This is a genomic window from Pantoea sp. GbtcB22, assembly GCF_019091025.1.
In the GTDB taxonomy this organism is placed as follows: domain Bacteria; phylum Pseudomonadota; class Gammaproteobacteria; order Enterobacterales; family Enterobacteriaceae; genus Pantoea; species Pantoea leporis.
In genome coordinates this window covers 133,907-153,623 of the sequence record NZ_JAGXKB010000001.1, presented here as the reverse complement: position 1 = coordinate 153,623, position 19,717 = coordinate 133,907, and the positions used below count along the sequence as shown (strand labels likewise).

Genomic DNA, 19,717 nt, shown 5'->3' with positions numbered 1-19,717 from the left:
TTAGGTAACTGAGACATATTACACAAAAACCTGGCATGAAAATGGCTAGATTGAAATCACAGTGAAATTTCACACGCATTTCTCACCTGGAGATCGATCCCATGCAATTACGGTTTACAACAGATTACGCCGATGCGGCAGTGCTGGATGTTGAGATTAATCAACTTGTTATCGCGGGCTGGGTAGGACGCGATCAGGAAGCGGTGCTGCACCATATCAGGGAGCTGGAAGCGCTGGGCGTGCCCGCTCCTGGTGCAGTGCCGCTGTTTTATCGCGTCGCAACCAATCAATTAACTCAGGAAACGCAGCTGGAGGTGGTCGGCGATCAGACGTCCGGTGAAGCTGAACCCTTCGTGTTTTTCCATCGCGGCGAATATTGGGTTTCGCTGATTTCCGATCATACCGATCGTCATCTGGAAACGTTCAGCGTGGCGCTATCGAAACAGGCGTGCATCAAACCGGTGGCCGGTCACGCGTGGCGCATGGCGGACGTCAAAGCGCACTGGGATCAGCTGGAGCTGCGCGCCTGGATCAACGTCAACGGTGATTGGGTGACTTATCAGCTAGGCGCCCTCTCCTCGCTGCTGACGCCACTTGATCTGTTGAGCCGCTATTTTGCCGCGGGCCAGGTTGAGGAAGGTTTCGCCATGTCGTGCGGCACGCTCAGCGCCATCGGCGGGATTCGTCCTGCCAGTGAATTCCGTATGGCGCTGCACGATCCGGTGCTGAACCGCACGCTGGAACACACCTACATCACTGGCTCGCTGCCGGTTATCGCCTGAGGTTCCCTATGACAACGTTATGGCAAGCAAGCCAGCAGCTGCTCGCCGGGCAAATCAGCCCTGAAACCCTGACCCAGGATGCACTGAGTGCCATTGCAGCGGAAAGCGGAGAAGGCAAACGCGTCTACACCAAGGTATATACCGCTGCTGCGCAGCAGCAGGCCGCACAAGCCGGCGCGCGCTGGCAGCAGCAACAGCCACGCAGCGCGATTGATGGTCTGCCCATCAGCATCAAAGATCTGTTTGATGTCGCCGGAGAAGTCACTACCGCAGGTTCCCGCTTGCTCAGCAACACCAGCCCAGCCACGGCGAACGCCAGCATGGTGGATCGGCTGCAGCAGGCCGGTGCCGCCATCGTTGGCAAAACCAATATGAGCGAGTTCGCCTTCACCGGCCTCGGCGTCAATCCGCATTACGGCACACCCGCCAATCCGTGGCAGCGCGCGCAGCAGCGCATTCCGGGCGGTTCCTCTTCCGGTGCAGCGGTGGCGGTGAGCGACGGCATGTGTCTGGCGGCGGTTGGCACCGATACCGGCGGTTCGGTGCGCATTCCGGCGGCGCTGTGCGGCTTAACCGGTTTTAAACCGAGCGCCAGCCGCATCGATCAACGCGGAACGCTGCCGCTGGCGGCATCGCTCGACAGCATCGGTGTGATCGCTCACGACGTGCGCAGCTGCTGGTTGCTCGATAGCGTGATTGCCGATCGGCCGCTCACGCTGGATGAACGCACTCTATCGGACGCGCATTTCGTTATCCCGCAGACGCGCGTGCTGGCTGGCCTTGACGAACACGTCAGCGCCGCCTGGCTGCATGCGCTTGATGTGCTGTGCGCGCAGGGCGTGAAAATCACCGAGCTGCCGCTGCCAGAGCTGGCAGAACTGGACTCCATTAACGCGCGTGGCGGCATTACCGCGTGGGAAGCCTGGCAATGGCATCAGCATTACGCCCAATCCCAGCCAGAAGCCTACGATCCGCAGGTTCTGACGCGCATTAATCGCGGCAGCTTACTGAACGAAGAGGATGCCGCCGAACTTTACCAACTGCGCGCCGACTGGAAACAACGCGTCGAGCAGGCGGTTGCGCCCTTCGACGGCATCCTGATGCCGACGGTGCCGTTGATCGCGCCGACGCTGAGTGAGCTTGAGGATCCCGCGCGCTACATGCAGGTCAATCTGCTGATGCTGCGCAATACCAGCGTGATCAACATGCTGGATGGCTGTTCAATTTCTCTGCCTTGCCATCAGCCCGGCGCTGCGCCGGTTGGCCTGATGCTCTCTTCCACCCATGGCAACGATGCTGCGTTACTCAGCTGGGCTGCCGCGATTGAAACCACCCTGAAACGGAGTAGCTGATCATGACTCAACCCCACGGCATGCTGTTTGTCGCCACCCATATCGATGCTGCAGATGAAGCGGATTTCAACCAATGGTACGACCACGAACACGTTGAAGAGCGCGTGGCCATCAGCGGCTTTCTTAGCGGCACGCGTTACCAGGCGGTGGATGCCGAACGCAAATACCTCGGCCTGTATGAAACCGCATCGCTGGAAGCCTTTACCAGCGCGGATTATCACGCCGCCTTCACGCGCCAGACCGAATGGTCGGTGAAGAACCTCAACAAAATGGTCAATCCGATGCGCCGCGTCTGCGCCATCTCGCATCAGCATGGACAAGGCACCGGTAGCCATCTGGCGGTGCTGACCTTAAAAGCGGGTACAGATGTTGCATCGCTGGGCAGCTGGCAAAGCAGCGTGCAGCAAACGCCCGGCTATATCGCCTCACGTTTGCTGACGCCTGACACCACCCTGAGCTCGCCGCTGCCACGGGAAACCAGCGCAACGCGACCAATGCATCCGATGCTGCTGCTGACCTGCCGCGACGCCCAGGTGTGTAAAACCCTCGCCGCCGATGCCGCGCAGGCACTCAACGCGGACGTACAGCTCTACTCCCTCAGCTGGCAGTTAACCCAACAGGAGATGGCTCATGGCTAATACCGATTCAACGTTGCCGCACGCGTCAGGCGCGCGCGCCAGCCACAGCAAAACCGGTCGCCTCGCGGCGGCCAGCTCCATCGGTACCGCGCTGGAGTGGTATGACTTCACGGTCTACAACATCATGGCGGCGCTGGTGTTTAACCACGTCTTTTTCCCCAGCTTTGATCCGCTGGTCGGTACCATTCTGGCGTTTTCCACCTATGCGGTCGGCTACATTTCCCGTCCGGTGGGCGGCTTTATCTTTGGTCATCTCGGCGATGTCGCCGGGCGTAAAGCAGTATTGATCACCACCCTGGTGATTATGGGCGTTACCACCGCACTGATGGGCCTGCTGCCTGGCTATGCGGTGTGGGGCATCTGGAGTCCGGTGCTGTTGGTGGCCTTGCGCTTTATTCAGGGTATTGCATTAGGCGGCGAATGGGCCGGTGCAGTGTTGCTGTCGATGGAGCATGGCGATGCCAACAAGCGTGGCCGTAACGCCTCGTTTGCGCAGGTAGGTCCCTCGTGCGGTACCTTGATTGGCACCGGATTTATCACGCTGGTAACGGTTGCGTTGAGCGGCGAGCAGTTTCAGGAGTGGGGATGGCGCATTCCGTTCCTGCTGAGTCTGCTGCTGGTGATGTTTGGCTTATGGCTGCGTCGCGGCGTAGAAGAGACGCCAACCTTTGTCGCGATGCAGCAGGCGGAGAAAACCACGCATACGCCACTGAAAGAGGTGTTTGTTCGCTATCCGCGTGAGCTACTGATCGCTGGCGGTTCACGTATCGGCTCCGACGTGTTGTACGCGTTGGTGGTGGTGTTTACCCTCACCTACGTCACCACCGTGCTGCAACTGCCGCGTCCGCTGGCGTTAATGGCCACTATGCTCGGCGCGATTGGCAATGCGATTACGGTGCCGATGTTTGGTGCGCTCTCCGACAAGCTCGGCCGTCGTCCGGTCTACATTGCCGGTGCGCTGCTGGCGATGGTCTGGTCGTTTGTGTTCTTTGTGCTGCTGGATAGCTCGCAGCCGGTGCTGATTGTGCTGGCGGTCATTGGCGGCTTGCTGATTCATGCGGTGATGTACGGACCGCAGGCGGCGTTTGTCACCGAGCAGTTCCCCAGCCACGTGCGCTACGCCGGATCGTCACTGGCTTACACGCTGGCAGGAATCATTGGCGGTGGCTTTGCGCCCCTGATCATCACGACCTTGTATAAAGAGATGGGCAGCACGCTGTGGGTATCGCTGTATGTCAGCCTGGCGTTGCTGATCACACTGTTTGCGCTGTGGAAGGCGAAAGAGACCGCGCATCGCCCGCTTTAATCAGAGAGGTGTTTGGCGAGGGATTGCCAGACTTCAGCAGAGGAGAACAACAAGGCGCGGCACGCGCGACCCTATTAGTGCAGTTTTTTCGCCAGGATACGAATGGCTTTCTCGCAGGCGACTTTGGTTTTGCTGTCGGTGGAGCGCAAACTTAGGCGATACAACGCGCCTATGAGTTCCTGAACGGTAAGCGCTTCATCAGGACGCAGGATACGTGTCACTACCCTGCCCACCAATGCGCGAATCTCTTCCGTAATATCTGAATCTTCGTCTTTCACTTGCCCTCCGGCTTTACGCTTCGCTTATTTAGGAAGTATCCGACTCCTAATTAGACAAATTTTAGTCCAGCAGCTTCATAACTAACTTGATGGTCTCTGGTTCATCTTTTACATCGGTGATCTTGCCCACAACGCGCATGCCAAAGGCGATGCAGAGGATCAATCCCGCGGCGGTGTCCACATCCAGATTGGGCGTGACCGAGCCATCTTGCTGGCCCAGTTTGAGCAGCGAGGCGAGGAAGTTTTTATTACGAATGACCGCTTCACTCACCAGTTGCGAAAGATCGTCATCCAGCACCTGCAGCTCTACCGCGCTGCCCACCACTAAACAGCCGGTGCGACCTTCCACCGCCCGCGCGGAATCAAGGTAAAACTGCAGCAGCTCGCCGAGCTTCTCACGGCCGCTGGTGAACTGTGCCAGACGCTGGCGCAGATCGGCATTGCGCACCGAAAGATAGCGTTCAAACACCAGCAGAAACAAACTGCGCTTATCTTTAAAAGCCTTGTAGATGCTGCCCGCTGTCAACCCCATCGCTTCGCCCAGATCGTTAAGTGAAGCCGCATGAAACCCCTTCTGACGAAAAACAATCATGGCTTTGTCCAGAGCCTGTTCGATATCGAACTCTCTTGGGCGGCCACGTTCTCTGCTTTTCATGTCGGTGGGTTGCGTTTTACTCATACGGATGGCATCAGGGAATGCGGGTTTCCAAAAGTTGACGGAAATGTCTTATCGACGATTACTATATCGCAACCCACCCTTGCCTGTATAGCCGGGAAAAAATAATGCCTTACAGAGCAAAGAGTTAGTGAATCACTTTTGGCTATTAACGGTTTTTTTCTCCACGCTGGCTCACACATTCGCAAATTTATGAGTCAGCTCACAGCTCAGGCAAGCAAAGCGCAAATCCTGTGCCAGGATTAATTCACCCGCTGGCATCAGGCCAGCGAAGGGCAGCACACAGTCACCACGAAATAGGGAGATCAACATGAACGAAGATCGTATTAGCGGCAACTGGAAGCAGTTCAAAGGGAAAGTGAAGGAAAAATGGGGCGACCTGACCGATGATGACATGACCGTGGTTGAAGGAAAACGCGATCAGCTGGTCGGCAAAATTCAGGAACGCTACGGTTATGAAAAAGACCGTGCGGAAAAAGAAGTTAAAGAGTGGGAAGATTCGAATAAGTACCGCTGGTAACGCCGCGCCGTTATGCCGGACAACTTTGTCCGGCATACAGCGATCAGTGCTGCGTTGAGTCATCCGCCGAAACGTTTTTCGCTCTAAAGCTCATCACGTTCTCTTCCGATTGTTCAACCTTGTCGGCTGTGCTGCTGTTCGTCACCAGCTCTAAAGCCAGTCTGGCGATCCGTACCTCTTCCGCCGTCACACCCGCATGTATCATCTTCTCTAATTGCGCGAGCAGCGTGGTACGCGAAACCGGCGCATCCTGGTTAAATAATTCCATCACCGCATCACCAATCGCGATGTCGCATAACTGTTTGTCATTACTGTTTTTCATGGGCTCTCTGTAATCGTCTCAACCAACCCTGGCCGGGGGATCCTGACGTGGCTGAGCATACCCACTGAGAAAAAAACGTCAAATACAAAAAAATGTCGATGCAATCGAAAATGCTTCGACATTGAAGGCTATACGTTAAACGTCGAGTTTGCGGCCTGTCAGCCACTCCGGGATCGCGGGATCGCGGTGTTAGCGGAAGGAATTGTGAAGATAATGGCCTGAAAAAGTATTGAGTCTATGAGGATATTCATTAATATTTATTGCGCGATAAATCGCGCCGCTGCCAATACGTGCACTGATTCTGTAGCGACGCAATTTATTCCGCGACCGCATTAACTCAGCGTCAACTTCCGTTGCGGATGCGTCGCCGGCAGCTTGCTCTCCTTTCGGAAAATCTTCTCGCGCAGCGTGCCTGGCTTGTACGCCGTTTGCGCCAGGCCGCGTTTTTGCAGCACCGGCACCACGTGTTCAACCCACTCATCCCACCAGCCAAGCGTGGTGACCGGCACCACGTTAAAACCATCAACGCCGGCATCAGCAAACTGCTGCACCCGGTCGGCGATCTGTTCTGGCGTACCGGCGAAACGGCCGGGTAGCAGCGCGTGTTGAATCAGGTATTCGCGCCAGGTCAGCACGCGACCTTGCCCATAATCGGCATCGACCGCGATACGGAATTTCGAGCGCATGTGCTGGCTGAACTCCTCGCGCCGGCTCAGTTCGGTCAGCGGCGTATCGGGATCGATATTCGCCAGATCGATGCCCGAACCGCCGCTGTAGAAGCCCTGCAATGCATTGATATCAATGTTATCGAACAGATATTGCTGCTTACGCTTCGCCTCTTCCTCGGTCGATCCAATCACGGTGGAAAGCATCACCAGCTTCTTCAAATCCTCCGGCTGGCGACCGTAATCCACCACATCCTGATTAAGGATGGCGATATCTTTGCGCGCGGTGTCTGGCGTTTGCGATGGCAGGAACGTCACTTCGGCGTTACGCGCGGCAAAGCGGCGTCCGGCATCCGAGTTGCCGGCCTGGAAGAACACCGGGCTGCGCTGCGGTGACGGCTCAACAATGTGCGGCCCTTCCACCCGATAGCGCTTACCGACGTGGTTGATTTTGTGGATCTTGTCAGCATCGAAAAAGCGGTTAGTAGCGGGATCGTGCAGCACTGCGCCCTCTTCCCACGACAGTTCCCACAGCTTATATGCCACATCGAGATACTCCTGCGCCCATTCGTAGCGCTCATCGTGCGGCACAATGTCCTGATAACCGTAGTTGCGGAAGCCGTTGGAGAGATACGAAGTCACGATATTCCAGCCGATGCGACCGCGGGTAAATTCATCCAGCGAGGAGATTTGGCGCGCAAACGAGAACGGATGAGTCTGAATCACGTTGCTGGTCACCACCAGACCGAGATTTTCAGTCGCTAAACCCAGCGCCGAAAGAATGGTGATCGGATCGGGCTCGGGGAACTGGGTGCCGGCGCGCATGGTGGTTTTGCCGTCGCCATATTCGATGTCATACACGCCCACTACATCGGCGATGAACAAGGTATCAAACAGCCCTTTTTCCAGGGTTTTCACCGTCTGCACATAGGCTTCAAGCTGGTTGTAGTTGTACTGCACCTGACCTTCCGGCGTGCGCCAGTAACCGTGGCTGTGATGATTCGGTGTGAGATGCAAAAATCCGTTATAAATTAGTTCGCGTGACATGTTCGCTCCAGTAGCAAAGTTAGGCAGTTTCCAGCGCGGCCAGGCGTGGCAGCGAGGCAAGTAACGTCTGGGTATAGGGATGGCGCGGGCGGTAGAACACCTCATCGGCGGCGCCCTGCTCGACCGCCTGGCCGTTCTGCATCACCAGCACGCGATCGCTCATGTGATGGATCACGCCAAGATCGTGCGAGATAAACAGATAGCTGACGCCGAGCTGCGCCTGCAGATCGCTGAGCAGATCGAGAATCTGCGCCTGAATGGTGACGTCCAGCGCCGAGACCGCTTCGTCGAGCACAATCACTTTGGGATGGGTCGCAATCGCGCGGGCAATCGCCACACGCTGCCGCTGGCCGCCCGACATGCGCGCCGGCCATTGGTTGAGATGCTCCGCGCCGAGCCCAACCGCTTGCAGCAGGCTGATCGCCCGCTCGCGTGGCGTTTGCGTCGGCGCCTGCCGATCGAGTGCAATCGCATCCAGCAGGATGTCTGCCACGCGCCAGCGCGGATCGAACGAAGAGAGCGGATCCTGATATACCACGGCAATCTGGCGACGAATGGCACGCTGATCGGCGGCGGACGCATGGCTCCACGGCTGGCCGGCAAACAGCACCTCGCCGCTGTCCGGTGATTCCATCGCCAGCGCGATGCGCGACAAGGTGGTTTTACCGGAACCCGACTCGCCGACAATTCCCAGCGTCTCGCCGCGCTTCAGGGTAAAGGAAACGTCATCGACGGCGCGGTGCCCGCGAAAACGCTTCATGATATGCCGCGCTTCCAGCAGCACTTCATCCGAGGGCGTTACAGTTGGGATTGGCACGCTGGGTGCGCTGCCGGAAAGGCGTTGTCCTTTGGTGTGTTCGCTGGGAATCGCGTTTATCAAACCTTGGGTATACGCATGCTGCGGCTGTTGCAGCACCTGCTGCGCTGAGCCCGCTTCCACAATCGATCCGCCCTGCATCACCAGAATTTGATCGGCGATTTTTGCCACCACCGCCAGATCGTGACTAATCAAAATCACGCTGGTGCCGCGATCCAGCATCAGGCGCAGCACTTCCAGCACCTGCGCCTGTACCGTGACATCCAGCGCGGTGGTGGGCTCATCGGCGATCAGCACATCCGGATGCAGCGCAATCGCCGAGGCGATCAATGCGCGCTGGCGCAAGCCGCCCGACAGCTCTCCCGGCCGCTGGCTGGCGCGATAAGCCGCCTGCGGCACGCCAACCTCTTCCAGCAAGGCCTGCACTTTCTGCTGGCGGCTGGCGGCGTTGCCCCAGCCATGCAGCGCCAGCGCTTCGGCGATCTCTTTGCCCACCGGACGCAGCGGATCCAGCGACACCAGCGCGTCCTGCAAAATGAAACCCACTTTGCTGCCGCGCACCTTGCGCCACCAACTGTCGCTCCGCTGCTGCAGCGTCTCACCGTGCAGCCTCAGCGTGTCAGCCTGCACGTGTAATCCGTCACCGGCTAATCCCACCAGCGAACGGGCGGTGACGCTTTTTCCCGACCCCGATTCACCCACTAGCGCCAGACATTGCCCGCGTTGCAGCGCGAAGCTGACGTTCTTCACAATATGGCGCGGTTGCCCGCTTTCGCTGCTGGCCCAGATATTCAGGCCGCGCACATCAATCACATTGTTGCTCATTAGCGCGTCTCTCCTTCCGCTCGCTGTTGGATGTAGCGGCCAATCTGCGTAAACGACAGCGCCACCAGCACAATGGCAATGCCCGGCAAGACTTCCAGCCACCAGGCGACGGTGACGTTAATTTTTCCGGCTTCAAGCAGCGCGCCCCACTCCGGCGACGGCGGCACCACGCCTAATCCAAGAAACGACAGACCGGATGCCCACACCACCGATTGCCCGATGCCTAACGCCACCAGCGAGAACAGCGGCCGGAACACGTTGGGCGCGATGTGTTGGGTAAACAGCCGTGGCCACGGATGTCCGAGCGCACGCGCCGCTTCGACATAACCGGATTGTTTGACCTGCAATGCCTGGGCCCGCAACAATCGCGCATAGCCGGGCGCGGTGCCAATGCCGACCGAGATCAGCAAACTGCTGGCGGAGGGACCCAGCAGCGCGACAAACAGCAGCGCCAGCAGCAAGGTGGGAAACGCCAGCAGGATTTCCAGCAGACGATTAACCGGCTCCGCCAGCCAGCGCGGTCCCAGCGCGGCGCTAAAGCCGAGCACCACCGCACCCAACAGCGCAATCACCATCGCGCCGATGCCAATCAGCAACGACTGACGCGTGCCCCAGATAATGCGGCTGTAGAGATCGCGGCCGATGTCATCGGTGCCGAGCCAGTTGGCCCACGAAGGCGCTTGCAGCGCGCGATAGAGATTGGTGCTGAAGGGATCGTGCGTCGCCAGCACGCCAGGCGCGATGGCCGCGACAATAAAGAACAGCGCGACAATGGCGGAAAGCAGCACCGAAAGCGGCAGCTGCCAGCTGACGCGCGCGGTGCGCGGTCCGGCGTAATCCGTGAGATGAGTTGTCATGCGCGACCTCGCAGGCGGGGATCGACGATCAGGTAAATCAGGTCAACCACCAGGTTAATGACGATGTAGAGGAAACTGATGAGAATCACGATGCCGGAAACCAGCGCAAAATCCTTGTTGCTCACCGCATTGACCAGCACGTTGCCGAGGCCCGGGCGGGCAAACACCGCTTCCACCAGCACCGCGCCAGAGAGCAAATTGCCAATCGCCCAACCACTCAACGTGATGGCCGGAATCAACGCGTGGCGTAACACATGGCGCAGCCGCACGCCCGCCAGACTCATGCCGCGCGCCCGCGCCGACAGCACAAACGGCTGCTGCATGCTGCGTTCAAATTCGCCGCGAATGGCGTGACCCATAAAGCCCGCCAGCGGAATCGCCAGCGTGACGGCGGGCAGCACGGTGCCGAGCAGGCTGGTGCCGCCGACCACCGGGAACCAGCGCAGACCGATGGCGAAAACAATCAGCAGCAGAATGCCAATCCAGTACTGCGGCAATCCGGCCATGATGGTTTCCACTGCCGAACCGAATGCCGCCAGCCGACGGTTACGTCCGGCGGTGAGCAGCGTCCACGGAATGGCGATGATCCACGCCAGCAGCAGCGCGGCAATCGCCAGGGTAAAGGTCGGCAACAGCTGCTCGGCGATGATGTGCACCACCGGCCGCTGTAACTCAAAGGAGAAACCAAAATCGGCGTGCAGCAGCCGCCAGAAATAGTGCAGATACTGCTCGACAATCGGCTTATCGAAACCGTACTGCGCGTTGATCGGTGCCAGCTCCGCTGGCGTGCGTTCAATCACCTGCCCGGAAGTGATATTCAGCAGGATGGTAGCGCGATCGCCCGGCAGCACCGACAGCACCAAAAACGTCACGGTGATGGTGCCCCACAGCACGAACAGCGCGGAGGCGATGCGCAGTGAAATCCGCCGCAGCAGCGACGCCGTACGGCTGCGTGGCGCGGCAACGCTGGCCACATCGGCGGTGCTGTTTTGCGGCGACGATGACGTTAATTCACTCATGGCTGCTCCTGCACGAAGTAAGCATCGTTAAAGTTCAGCAATCCGTTGCCCTGATCCTGCCAAAGCCCGCGAATGTTGTTGGCAATGGCAACGTTGTAGGTGAAGTTGTAGCCGCCGATGGCAATCGCCTGATCGTCAAACCACTTTTGCAGCAGGTCGAACTTTTGCTGGCGCCGTTGCGCATTCGGCTCACGCTGCGCATCAAGGATTTGCGCTTCCACTTCGGGATTATTGAAAAAGCTGGTGTTGTTGCCGTTGAACGCGCCGTTAAGCGCATGGTTGTAGACGATGTCGAGGATGTTGGGCGACGGCCAAACCCAGTAACCAAAGCTGATTTCTTTATCTGCCGGACGCGAACGTGCGCCGGCAAAGCCTTCGGTTTGCGTTAGCGGGATCAGATCCAGCTTGATGCCAACGCGTTTGACCTGATCCTGCACCGCCTGCAGCATCAGCGCGCCCTCCTGGTCGATAATCGCCTGAATATACGGCAAGCGCGCATCCAGCGTTTTGCCGTCTTTGGTGCGATAGCCGGCGGCATCGCGCCCGGTCCAGCCCGCGGCGTCCAGCAGCTGATTGGCTTTGGCGATATTGAGTGAATAGCGATCGTCAACATTGAGATAGAGCGGCGTGCTTTTACTCAGTGAACCGTTGCCCTCATACGGCACCGCGCCTTTGAACACGGTTTTGACGATCTGCTTGCGGTCCAGCGCGTAAGCAAACGCCTGGCGCACCCGCTGATCGGTAAACGGACCGCGCTGCACATTAAAGGAGAACGCCTGCGGTCGTCCGGTGGCGACATAAGAGAGCGTTTGATAGTGACGCTGCAGCGCCTGCCACTGCGCGGACGGCGGCTGATAAATCACATCCGCGCCGCCGCTCACCAGCGCGCCCCAGCGCGTGGTGGCATCCGGCACGAACTTCCACTCCAGATGCTTGATATATGCCGGGCCGTTGTGGTGCGCGTTTGGCGGCGCCCAGCGATAGTCGTCATTGCGCACAAAACTGATGCCATCGCCGCGCACCCAGCGCGCCACTTTCCACGGTCCGGTGCCGACCGGTCGTAAGCACTTCTGCTCGCTGCTGTGATGCGCCAGTGAATCGGGTGATTGAAATCCATAATGACCATTTGCCAGCACGTTATAGATTTCAGGATTCGGCTCAGATAAATGTAGCGCCACGGTATAATCATCGACCTTGGTAAATCCGGTCATATAAGTAAAACCGTGCCAGCCTATGCCTTTTTGCCACGCCGGATAATTCGCAATAACCGCATCGGCATTAAACAGATCGCCATCGGTAAATTTAACGTCGTGGCGTAGATGAAAAGTAATGGTTTTACGATCGGTGGATTCACTCCAGCTGGCAGCCAGCCACGGACGAATCTGTCCGTTGTCATAACTCACCAGATAATCAAAAACCTGACGCGATAAATAAGCTTGCTGCACCCAGCCGCCCCACAAGCATGGCGGCTCCTGCTCGTGCAGATAAACCAGCGTGACGTCACTATAATGGGGCGGCACGGTCTGCGCGCTGACGCTTAAGGGCAACGCACCACTTATCGTCGCCCATATCGGTATGAATAAGCGCTGAAGAACCTGATATTTCATTTCTCACTATTTCCCGGTCAAACGCTAATAACAGATTTCGCGTGGATCTATTCCGCTTGAAATTATATTTTCTGGAAATTAATGGGTAATTTTCGGAGTCGCATTTGAATAGAACACAGATATAAAGCGCGGCAAATAACAATAGTGGCAGTCAATATGCAGAAATGAATCATCTGTTCCATATAGTGAAATAAGCTGAGTTTAGTTATTTGGCGAAATAGCTTACGCAGAAAAAGCATTAAATCGCGCCCGATGGCGATGACATAGTAATGAAAATTTCTATGCTGGAGAGAAGCGTCATGTCGCACATCGAATCAGGTTGGGGAGCTGGCCCGTCATCTCGTTATGAACAGCTGGCGGAGCGTTTCCGTCCTGTGTTCAGGAACATACGCGCGGGCGCGATTGAGCGAGAGCTGCAGCGTCAACTGCCGCTGGAGCAAATTGCGTGGTTGAAACAGAGCGGTTTCACCGCACTGCGCGTGCCGGAGAGCCATGGCGGACTCGGCGCGACGCTGCCTGAGCTGTTCGCGCTGCTGATTGAGCTCGGCGAGGCGGATTCTAATCTGGTGCAATCGATTCGCGGTCATCTCGGCTTTGTGGAGAACGTGCTGAACAGCGGCAGCAGCCCGTTTCAGGATAAGTGGCTAACGCGCCTTGGACGCGGTGAAATCGTTGGGCCAGCGTGGAGCGAAACCGGCGATGCGCGTCAGTCTGAATTCTCCACGCGCATTGCACGCAGCGGCGAATCATGGCGGCTCAATGGCCGCAAGTTTTACACCACCGGCTCGCTCTATTCTGACTGGATTGATATCGGCATCACCGATGAAAACGGCAAAGGCGTATCGGTGACGGTTTCCCGTACGGCGGAGGGCGTGACGGTGCTCGACGACTGGAACGGTTTCGGCCAAACCCTGACCGCCAGCGGCACGGCGATTTTTGCCAACGTGGCGATCGCCGCCGATGACATCAACGAAGAGATTCATTTCAGGTATTCACCGGCGTTTTATCAGCTGATTCATCTGGCGACGCTGGCTGGCATTGGCCGCGCGCAGAGCGGTGAAGTGGCGCAGCAGGTGGCATCGCGCACCCGCACTTACAGCAACGGCAATGCGCCGCGTGCCGCGCAGGATGCGCAGATTTTGCAGGTGGTTGGACGCCTGCGCGGCGCAGCCTACAGCAGCGGCGCGATTGTGCTGCACGCCGCCAGCGCGGTGCAGCGAGCGTATGACGCCCACTTTAGTGGCGATCAGGAGGTGGAGAACCATGCGGTGGCGATCGCCGAGTTGGAAGTGTCGCAGTCGCTGAATGTGGTGAGCGATCTGCTGCTCAATGCCAGCTCGACGCTGTTTGATGCGCTGGGCGCGTCGGCCACGCTGAAACCGCTGGGCCTGGACCGCTTCTGGCGCAATGTGCGCACCCTTTCCTCGCACAATCCGCGCATCTACAAGGATCGCATCGTCGGTGATTTCGCGGTGAACGGCACGTTGCCACCCGAGCAGTGGCGCATCGGCGTAGCGGATAAATCATCTTTATAATCAATGTGGATGATTGCACCCTCCCGTACGGCGCAATTTATTGCGCAATAAATTGCGCCGCTACGGATTGTGCATGATATTGCCGCCATGAGACACTCTGGCTTATTCCGTCAAAATGTCTATTTCACGCCATGAAAACCTTTCTGATTATTGTGCCCGACGGCGGCATGCTGTTTGAAGCGGCAGGTATCGCCGATATCCTGATGCGCGCCAATCAGCATCTGCCGGTTGGCGTCGATCAGCAGCGCTATCGCGTCAGCCTCGCCACTACCCAATCGCATCAGGTGATCCACGGCCAATCCGGCCTCAATCTATTAGCCGATCTCAAGCTGGCCGATCTCGATCCGCGCACTGCGTGGGACACCATCATGATCACCGGGCGCGGCGACAGCGTGGAAGAAGGCAATATGGTGGTCGATTTCATCAAGCTGGCGGCTCCGCAGGCGCGCCGCGTGGTGTCGGTATGTGGCGGCGCGATGCTGCTGGCGGAATCCGGCTTGCTGGCAGGTCGCCGCGCCACCACGCACTGGCGCTTGCTCGATACCTTGCAATCGCGCTATCCAGCGATTCAGGTGGAAGGCGGTCCGCTGTTTATTCAGGACGGACCGATCTGGACCTCCGGCGGCGTCAGCTCGGGCTTTGACCTGACATTAGCGCTGGTGGAAGAGGATTTCGGCTTTAGCGTGGCGCGTGATATTGCGCAGGACATGGTGATGTATCTGCGCCGTCCCGGCGGACAGATGCAGTTCAGCCGTTTTCATCTGCAAACGCCGAGCGGCATTGGCCCGATCGGTGAACTGCAGCACTGGATCCGCGCCAACCTCGCCGAAGATCTCTCTGTCGAGAAACTGGCGGAGCGCGTCGCCATGAGCCCGCGCAACTTTACCCGCGTGTTCACCCGTGAAACCGGCGCGCCGCCCGCGCGCTATGTGGCCGAAGCGCGCCTCGCCGCCGCGCGTGAACAACTGGAACAAAGCAACGACACGCTGGATCGCATCGCGCAACAGACCGGTTTTGGCAGCAGCATCAATTTACGCCGCAGCTTTGAGCGTCAGCTGCATCTCACGCCGGGCGAATATCGCCAGCGCTTCCACTGTCGGAAATTGGCGTAAAGTGATCCTTTTTTGGCGTTTACGCCATCACACCATCGGCTTAGAGTGACTCCAGCATCTTCGGAAAAGGAGTCAATCATGACTAAGATCGGCATTAACGGCTTTGGCCGTATCGGACGTAACGTTTTTCGTGCAGCGCTGGGCAGCGATGATATTGAAATCGTCGCCATTAACGACCTCACCGACAGTAAAACTCTCGCGCATCTGTTGAAACACGACTCCCTGCTCGGCAGGCTACCGGCGGAAGTGGAAGCCGGTGAAGGCGAATTACGCATTGATGGCAAAGCGGTGCGCGTGTTTAGCGAGCGCGATCCGGCGAATATTCGCTGGCGCGATGTCGGCGTGGATATCGTGATTGAAGCCACCGGCTTCTTCACCGAACGCGACAAAGCCGCAGTGCACATCACCAGTGGTGGCGCGAAACGCGTGATTATCTCCGCGCCGGGCAAGAACGATGACCTGACAATTGTGCTGGGCGTGAACGATCAACGTTACGATCCGCAGCAGCACTTTGTGGTGAGTAACGGCAGCTGCACCACCAACGGCTTAGCGCCAGCGGCGGCGGTGCTGCACCAGGCGTTTGGTATCGAGCACGGTTTAATGAACACCACGCATGCTTATACCAACAGCCAGGTGCTGCACGATCAGCCGGAGAAAGATCTGCGCGGCGCGCGGGCGGCGGCGTTGTCGATTGTGCCTTACTCAAGCGGGGCGGCGAAGGCGTTAGGTCGGGTGATTCCGGAGCTGGAGGGTCGATTGACCGGCTATTCCCTGCGCGTGCCGGTGCCGGTGGTGTCGATTGTGGATTTGACCGTGACGCTGAAACGCGACGTGACCGCAGAAGAGGTGAATGACGCGTTTAAAGCCGCGGCGGCAGAAGGTCCGCTGCAGGGGATTCTTGGATACAGCGACGAGCCGCTGGTATCAAGCGATTATCAGGGCGATGCCCGTTCATCGATTATTGATGGGCTTTCGACGCTGGTGATTGGCGGCAATCTGGTGAAGATCCTTGCCTGGTACGATAACGAATGGGGCTTCTCCAATCGTCTGGTGGATTTAGCGCGGTTGATGGCAAAACGCGGGTTGTAAGGTATAACGGTCGCCGTTAATGGCGACCGTTATCCTGGCTACTTCAACCCCATCGCATCCTTCAGGGTAAAGAACAGATCGGTCTGATCGGTCAAGCCCACCACGTTAGCCGCATGCGGGCCGTACGCCGCAATGCGCACCTGCGTACCAGTGTGCTCCTGCGAATCCTCTTCTGAATTGCCGTAGCTGATGGTCATCACCGCGCCATCTTTGGTATTCACCGCTTGCGTCAGACCCGGCGCTTTGGTGCCATTCTCCACGATCTGGCTGCTGTGCGCGTGGTCGGCGGTCACCACCACCAGCGTGTCGCCATGTTCGCGCGCAAAGGCCAGCGCCTGCTGCACCGCTTCATCCAGATCGACGGTTTCACCAATCTGACCGCATGGATTGGCCGCATGATCCTGCTTATCAATTGACGCGCCTTCCACCTGCAGGAAGAAGCCTTTCTCATTAGTGCTTAGCAGATCGATGGCTTTTTTGGTCATCTGCGCCAGCGTCGGTACCGAAGCCGGACGCTCTTTATTCACTTCACAGGTCACCACCGGCTTATCAATGTTGCCGTGATAGCTGGCTTTCGGTCCCTGCCAGCGTACCGGCATATTGCCGTCGGCGAACAGGCCAAGCACCGGTTTACTCTGGTCGGCCTGCTGAATGGCGTTCATGCCATCGAGATTATCAACCCACTGATAACCCAGCGCCTGTGCCTGTTCGCGCAGGGTTTTACCCTGATACTCGCCAGCTTTGGCGGTTTCACTAAAGGATTTCGCGCCGCCGCCCAGCGTGACGTCCGCACGGGTTTTTAGCATCTGCTCGGTAATCGATCCTTTACCGCCCTGCTCCAGCGCGTTAGTCGGGCACAATTCGCTGGTTTTCTCCGGGCCGTAGCATTTGCGCGAAGTGACGTGGGCGATCAACGCTGCTGGCGTGGCATCCTGCAGTTCAGCAGTGGAAACGTTGCCGGTGGCTTTACCGGCGGCTTTCGCCAGCTCAAGAATCGTTACCTGATCTTTGCCGTTCACGTCGACGCCAATCGCACCGTTATAGGATTTGGTGCCGGTGGCCCACGCGGTGGCCGATGCGGCGGAATCCGTCACGTAATTCGGCTTGTGGGTTTTCTTATCCAGTGAATAGTGCGTGTATTGACCGGTGAGCGGCAACGCATCAAGGCCGGGAAAGAAACCGCCTGCGCCCCGCGCCTGATTACGCGCGGCGGTGATTTCCGAATCTCCCATGCCGTCACCAATCAGCAGAATCACGTTTTTTGCGGTGCTATTACTTAATGACGCTCTTAGCGCTTCGGTCTGGTCGCCGGTGAGACGACGCGCGCCGCCGTGCTCGGTGACATCGCCGGTAGCAGCGCGGGAATAGTGTGCATCGTCTGCCACTGCTGATGTCGCGATCAGAGAAGCCAGCAGCGTAACCGTAAAGAGAGGTATCTGTTTCATTTATAAGCATCCTTTTCCATAGATATAACCAAATGTTTCCGCGGACAAGTCTGCGACAGTGCGGTGACATTTTTGTGACAGAGAGGGAATGATTTGATGACAGAATCGCCATGATGAGCAGGCCAACGGCAATACGCTCAGAGCTTAAGCGAATAGAACAAAAGGAGAAAATAGCGCTTGACCCTTTTCAGCGATCTCCCTATAGTAGCGCCCCGTTGACCCAGCGCGGTTGACAAAAAAATGTGGTGAGGTGTCCGAGTGGCTGAAGGAGCACGCCTGGAAAGTGTGTATACGGCAACGTATCGGGGGTTCGAATCCCCCTCTCACCGCCACATTCTAAAGAAGAGCCTGAACGAAAGTTCAGGCTTTTTTTTGCCTGTTTTCTGCGAGGGGGATTCGAACCCCCGCAAAGTTTGATAGCTGCGAATACCGGTTAGCTGCGGATTTTGCTAGTCCTGCTCTTTTGACGATGTAGCTATCGTTTGGTAACTGGCGATAAGCTGCTTCAGGTGCATTTCCGCTTGTGTTAACTGATTCTGTGTAGCGTCATCGTCCGATTGCTGCAACACGCGCAGTTCCTCTTCCAGTGGCACCGTTACGTTGAACGCCTGCGTCATATTGTAGACCGCTGTTTTCAGTTCGCTCACCGTCAGATATTTGCCGCGCTTCTCGTCAAGTCCATTCAGGCGCTGCGACAACGCGTTGAGCTGCTCCATGCCCTGTTGCCATCGCTGCATTTTATCTGCTGGCATTGCTGCCGCGTTAAGCTGCTTGTTCCAGCGTGCGCTCATCGTTTTAACCGCATCCGAATCAGGCCACAACAGGCTGGCCTGCATTACCAGCGCATTACCGAGCTGCAGATTCCAGTCCGGCGATACGTTTTGTAGCCGGTTCAATTGCTGCTGCGTTTGCTCCAGCCATGCCGCTTCGTTTAGCCATTCGGGGGGATTCGCCTGCAGCTCAGCCATCATTTCCGGTGTGAGAGGCGCAGGAAGTGGTGATATTGAAGCCAGTAATGCTTGCTGTAACGGAGATTCCTGCTCAGTTTTTTGCACAACCAAATAGCCTATAGCGGCGATAAGTGACACGCTCAGCAGCGTCGCGCCCACGCCACTGATAAATGCCCGACGCCGCAGCCGCCGCAAATCGGGTGCAGGCGCACCCGCAGAAGGAACATACACCCAGCCGCTGACTTCTGCACTTGCTAACGCCAGCGCGGGCTTCTCAATCGGAACGACTTCAGGCAGCTTGGCCACAGCATCAGATGTTGAAACATCGCAGTGTTCCAGCATCACCACCGCACTGCAAATGCGGTCCAGCAGCGGATCAATCTGACTAAGCTGACGCAGTTCAAGACGTTGCAGATGATCGCCAACCTCGCTGAGCAAGCGTGCCGCCTGGCTCAGCGCCGTTAAGTCTGCTTCGGTTATTGTTTGAGTACGCAGGAATTGCTGCAACCGACGACTCAGTCCCGCCAGCAGTTCGATACGTGAATGTGCCGGTTGCGGCCATAACGTCGGCCATTCGCGGGTAATCAATGCCACCAGCACCGCCAGGCCTTCCGTCATACCGGCCGATCCTGCTGTGTTCGCGCGCGATAGCGTGTACCAGACCGCGCTTTGCAGCTCGACGCCGTTTTTTTCGAACAGCGTTAAACAGAGCACGGAGACATGCGGCCAATCCAAATCCGGACGCGCCGGGTGGCTTAGCTTCTGCATTTCCTGACGCAACGCAGCATATTCGGCAAACGCGCGTGGATCGCCGCCGGTTTTGACGAAGCGAGGTTGAGATGAAGTCATTGCTGTGTTCCGAAAAGCCCTAATCA

Annotated in this window: 18 protein-coding genes and 1 tRNA gene; 9 read left to right on the top strand and 10 right to left on the bottom strand. The window is 57.6% G+C overall.

The genetic code is table 11. From position 1 onward, the window contains the following. Positions 1–101: 101 nt before the first annotated feature. From KVT28_RS00730 to KVT28_RS00715, 4 genes are read left to right on the top strand one after another with little or no spacing between them, the layout of a single operon-like run. On the top strand, positions 102–782 hold the full coding sequence (locus KVT28_RS00730; protein ID WP_217546358.1) for a DUF2848 domain-containing protein: 681 nt from the start codon (positions 102–104) through the stop codon (positions 780–782). A gap of 8 nt (positions 783–790) precedes the next feature. Then, positions 791–2,134, top strand: a complete 1,344-nt coding sequence (locus KVT28_RS00725) for an amidase (protein ID WP_217546356.1) — start codon at positions 791–793, stop codon at positions 2,132–2,134. A gap of 2 nt (positions 2,135–2,136) precedes the next feature. Further along, positions 2,137–2,772 carry a DUF4286 family protein gene (locus tag KVT28_RS00720; RefSeq protein ID WP_101764094.1) on the top strand — a complete coding sequence of 212 codons (636 nt, stop codon included), beginning with the start codon at positions 2,137–2,139 and terminating at the stop codon, positions 2,770–2,772. Further along, entirely contained in the window at positions 2,765–4,078 is a 1,314-nt protein-coding gene (locus tag KVT28_RS00715) for an MFS transporter (RefSeq protein ID WP_101764093.1), read from the top strand. Before KVT28_RS00720 ends, KVT28_RS00715 begins: the two co-directional genes overlap by 8 nt. Before the next feature lie 74 nt (positions 4,079–4,152). On the opposite strand, the gene KVT28_RS00710 is transcribed toward KVT28_RS00715, so the two are convergent. Both KVT28_RS00710 and KVT28_RS00705 read right to left on the bottom strand, forming a co-directional pair. Beyond that, positions 4,153–4,356, bottom strand: coding sequence for a hypothetical protein (locus KVT28_RS00710; RefSeq protein WP_101764092.1), 204 nt, complete (start codon positions 4,354–4,356; stop codon positions 4,153–4,155). Positions 4,357–4,417: 61 nt separating this feature from the next. Beyond that, entirely contained in the window at positions 4,418–5,035 is a 618-nt protein-coding gene (locus tag KVT28_RS00705; protein WP_101764091.1) for a TetR/AcrR family transcriptional regulator, read from the bottom strand. Positions 5,036–5,342: 307 nt separating this feature from the next. On the opposite strand from KVT28_RS00705, the gene KVT28_RS00700 reads away from it, so the two are divergent. Continuing rightward, positions 5,343–5,552 carry a CsbD family protein gene (locus KVT28_RS00700; protein ID WP_007892931.1) on the top strand — a complete coding sequence of 70 codons (210 nt, stop codon included), beginning with the start codon at positions 5,343–5,345 and terminating at the stop codon, positions 5,550–5,552. Positions 5,553–5,595: 43 nt separating this feature from the next. Here KVT28_RS00700 and KVT28_RS00695 read toward each other — a convergent pair whose 3' ends face one another. From KVT28_RS00695 to KVT28_RS00670, 6 genes are all read right to left on the bottom strand, one after another. Continuing rightward, a complete protein-coding gene (locus tag KVT28_RS00695; protein ID WP_101764090.1) occupies positions 5,596–5,874 on the bottom strand; it encodes a hypothetical protein in 279 nt (92 codons plus the stop codon). Positions 5,875–6,206: 332 nt separating this feature from the next. Then, positions 6,207–7,586, bottom strand: coding sequence for an NtaA/DmoA family FMN-dependent monooxygenase (locus KVT28_RS00690; protein ID WP_217546354.1), 1,380 nt, complete (start codon positions 7,584–7,586; stop codon positions 6,207–6,209). A gap of 19 nt (positions 7,587–7,605) precedes the next feature. Next, positions 7,606–9,228, bottom strand: coding sequence for an ABC transporter ATP-binding protein (locus KVT28_RS00685; RefSeq protein ID WP_217546352.1), 1,623 nt, complete (start codon positions 9,226–9,228; stop codon positions 7,606–7,608). Next, positions 9,228–10,085 (bottom strand): ABC transporter permease, encoded by an 858-nt coding sequence (locus KVT28_RS00680; protein ID WP_217546349.1) that lies wholly within the window; start codon positions 10,083–10,085, stop codon positions 9,228–9,230. The genes KVT28_RS00685 and KVT28_RS00680 overlap by 1 nt, the downstream gene beginning before the upstream one ends. After that, the gene (locus tag KVT28_RS00675; protein ID WP_217546347.1) at positions 10,082–11,104 is read right to left on the bottom strand and encodes an ABC transporter permease; all 1,023 of its coding nucleotides are present in this window, start codon (positions 11,102–11,104) and stop codon (positions 10,082–10,084) included. Before KVT28_RS00675 ends, KVT28_RS00680 begins: the two co-directional genes overlap by 4 nt. Next, positions 11,101–12,711, bottom strand: coding sequence for an ABC transporter substrate-binding protein (locus KVT28_RS00670; protein WP_217546344.1), 1,611 nt, complete (start codon positions 12,709–12,711; stop codon positions 11,101–11,103). Before KVT28_RS00670 ends, KVT28_RS00675 begins: the two co-directional genes overlap by 4 nt. 299 nt (positions 12,712–13,010) lie before the next feature. Here KVT28_RS00670 and KVT28_RS00665 point away from each other — a divergent pair, with 299 nt between their 5' ends. The 3 genes from KVT28_RS00665 to gap all read left to right on the top strand — a co-directional run bounded on the left by KVT28_RS00665 (position 13,011) and on the right by gap (position 16,447). Continuing rightward, on the top strand, positions 13,011–14,246 hold the full coding sequence (locus tag KVT28_RS00665) for an acyl-CoA dehydrogenase family protein (RefSeq protein ID WP_217546342.1): 1,236 nt from the start codon (positions 13,011–13,013) through the stop codon (positions 14,244–14,246). 131 nt (positions 14,247–14,377) lie between these two features. After that, positions 14,378–15,358, top strand: a complete 981-nt coding sequence (locus tag KVT28_RS00660; RefSeq protein ID WP_217546340.1) for a GlxA family transcriptional regulator — start codon at positions 14,378–14,380, stop codon at positions 15,356–15,358. 78 nt (positions 15,359–15,436) lie between these two features. Then, positions 15,437–16,447, top strand: coding sequence for a type I glyceraldehyde-3-phosphate dehydrogenase (gene gap / locus KVT28_RS00655; RefSeq protein ID WP_101764088.1), 1,011 nt, complete (start codon positions 15,437–15,439; stop codon positions 16,445–16,447). A 38-nt stretch (positions 16,448–16,485) separates the two neighbouring features. On the opposite strand, the gene phoA is transcribed toward gap, so the two are convergent. Continuing rightward, a complete protein-coding gene (gene phoA / locus KVT28_RS00650) occupies positions 16,486–17,892 on the bottom strand; it encodes an alkaline phosphatase (RefSeq protein ID WP_217546337.1) in 1,407 nt (468 codons plus the stop codon). 244 nt (positions 17,893–18,136) lie between these two features. On the opposite strand from phoA, the gene KVT28_RS00645 reads away from it, so the two are divergent. Then, positions 18,137–18,224, top strand: a tRNA-Ser gene (locus tag KVT28_RS00645). Positions 18,225–18,341: 117 nt separating this feature from the next. Here the strand turns inward: KVT28_RS00645 and KVT28_RS00640 are convergent. After that, on the bottom strand, positions 18,342–19,691 hold the full coding sequence (locus KVT28_RS00640) for a VasL domain-containing protein (RefSeq protein WP_217546335.1): 1,350 nt from the start codon (positions 19,689–19,691) through the stop codon (positions 18,342–18,344). Positions 19,692–19,717 lie beyond the last annotated feature (26 nt).

Excerpts from the sequence above, each read along its gene's own strand:
- KVT28_RS00730 (WP_217546358.1), top strand. The coding sequence starts at position 102 with ATGCAATTACGGTTTACAACAGATTACGCCGATGCGGCAGTGCTGGAT.
- KVT28_RS00725 (WP_217546356.1), top strand. The coding sequence starts at position 791 with ATGACAACGTTATGGCAAGCAAGCCAGCAGCTGCTCGCCGGGCAAATC.
- KVT28_RS00720 (WP_101764094.1), top strand. The coding sequence starts at position 2,137 with ATGACTCAACCCCACGGCATGCTGTTTGTCGCCACCCATATCGATGCT.
- KVT28_RS00715 (WP_101764093.1), top strand. The coding sequence starts at position 2,765 with ATGGCTAATACCGATTCAACGTTGCCGCACGCGTCAGGCGCGCGCGCC.
- KVT28_RS00705 (WP_101764091.1), bottom strand. The coding sequence starts at position 5,035 with ATGAGTAAAACGCAACCCACCGACATGAAAAGCAGAGAACGTGGCCGC.
- KVT28_RS00700 (WP_007892931.1), top strand. The coding sequence starts at position 5,343 with ATGAACGAAGATCGTATTAGCGGCAACTGGAAGCAGTTCAAAGGGAAA.
- KVT28_RS00695 (WP_101764090.1), bottom strand. The coding sequence starts at position 5,874 with ATGAAAAACAGTAATGACAAACAGTTATGCGACATCGCGATTGGTGAT.
- KVT28_RS00690 (WP_217546354.1), bottom strand. The coding sequence starts at position 7,586 with ATGTCACGCGAACTAATTTATAACGGATTTTTGCATCTCACACCGAAT.
- KVT28_RS00685 (WP_217546352.1), bottom strand. The coding sequence starts at position 9,228 with ATGAGCAACAATGTGATTGATGTGCGCGGCCTGAATATCTGGGCCAGC.
- KVT28_RS00680 (WP_217546349.1), bottom strand. The coding sequence starts at position 10,085 with ATGACAACTCATCTCACGGATTACGCCGGACCGCGCACCGCGCGCGTC.
- KVT28_RS00675 (WP_217546347.1), bottom strand. The coding sequence starts at position 11,104 with ATGAGTGAATTAACGTCATCGTCGCCGCAAAACAGCACCGCCGATGTG.
- KVT28_RS00670 (WP_217546344.1), bottom strand. The coding sequence starts at position 12,711 with ATGAAATATCAGGTTCTTCAGCGCTTATTCATACCGATATGGGCGACG.
- KVT28_RS00665 (WP_217546342.1), top strand. The coding sequence starts at position 13,011 with ATGTCGCACATCGAATCAGGTTGGGGAGCTGGCCCGTCATCTCGTTAT.
- KVT28_RS00660 (WP_217546340.1), top strand. The coding sequence starts at position 14,378 with ATGAAAACCTTTCTGATTATTGTGCCCGACGGCGGCATGCTGTTTGAA.
- gap (WP_101764088.1), top strand. The coding sequence starts at position 15,437 with ATGACTAAGATCGGCATTAACGGCTTTGGCCGTATCGGACGTAACGTT.
- phoA (WP_217546337.1), bottom strand. The coding sequence starts at position 17,892 with ATGAAACAGATACCTCTCTTTACGGTTACGCTGCTGGCTTCTCTGATC.
- KVT28_RS00640 (WP_217546335.1), bottom strand. The coding sequence starts at position 19,691 with ATGACTTCATCTCAACCTCGCTTCGTCAAAACCGGCGGCGATCCACGC.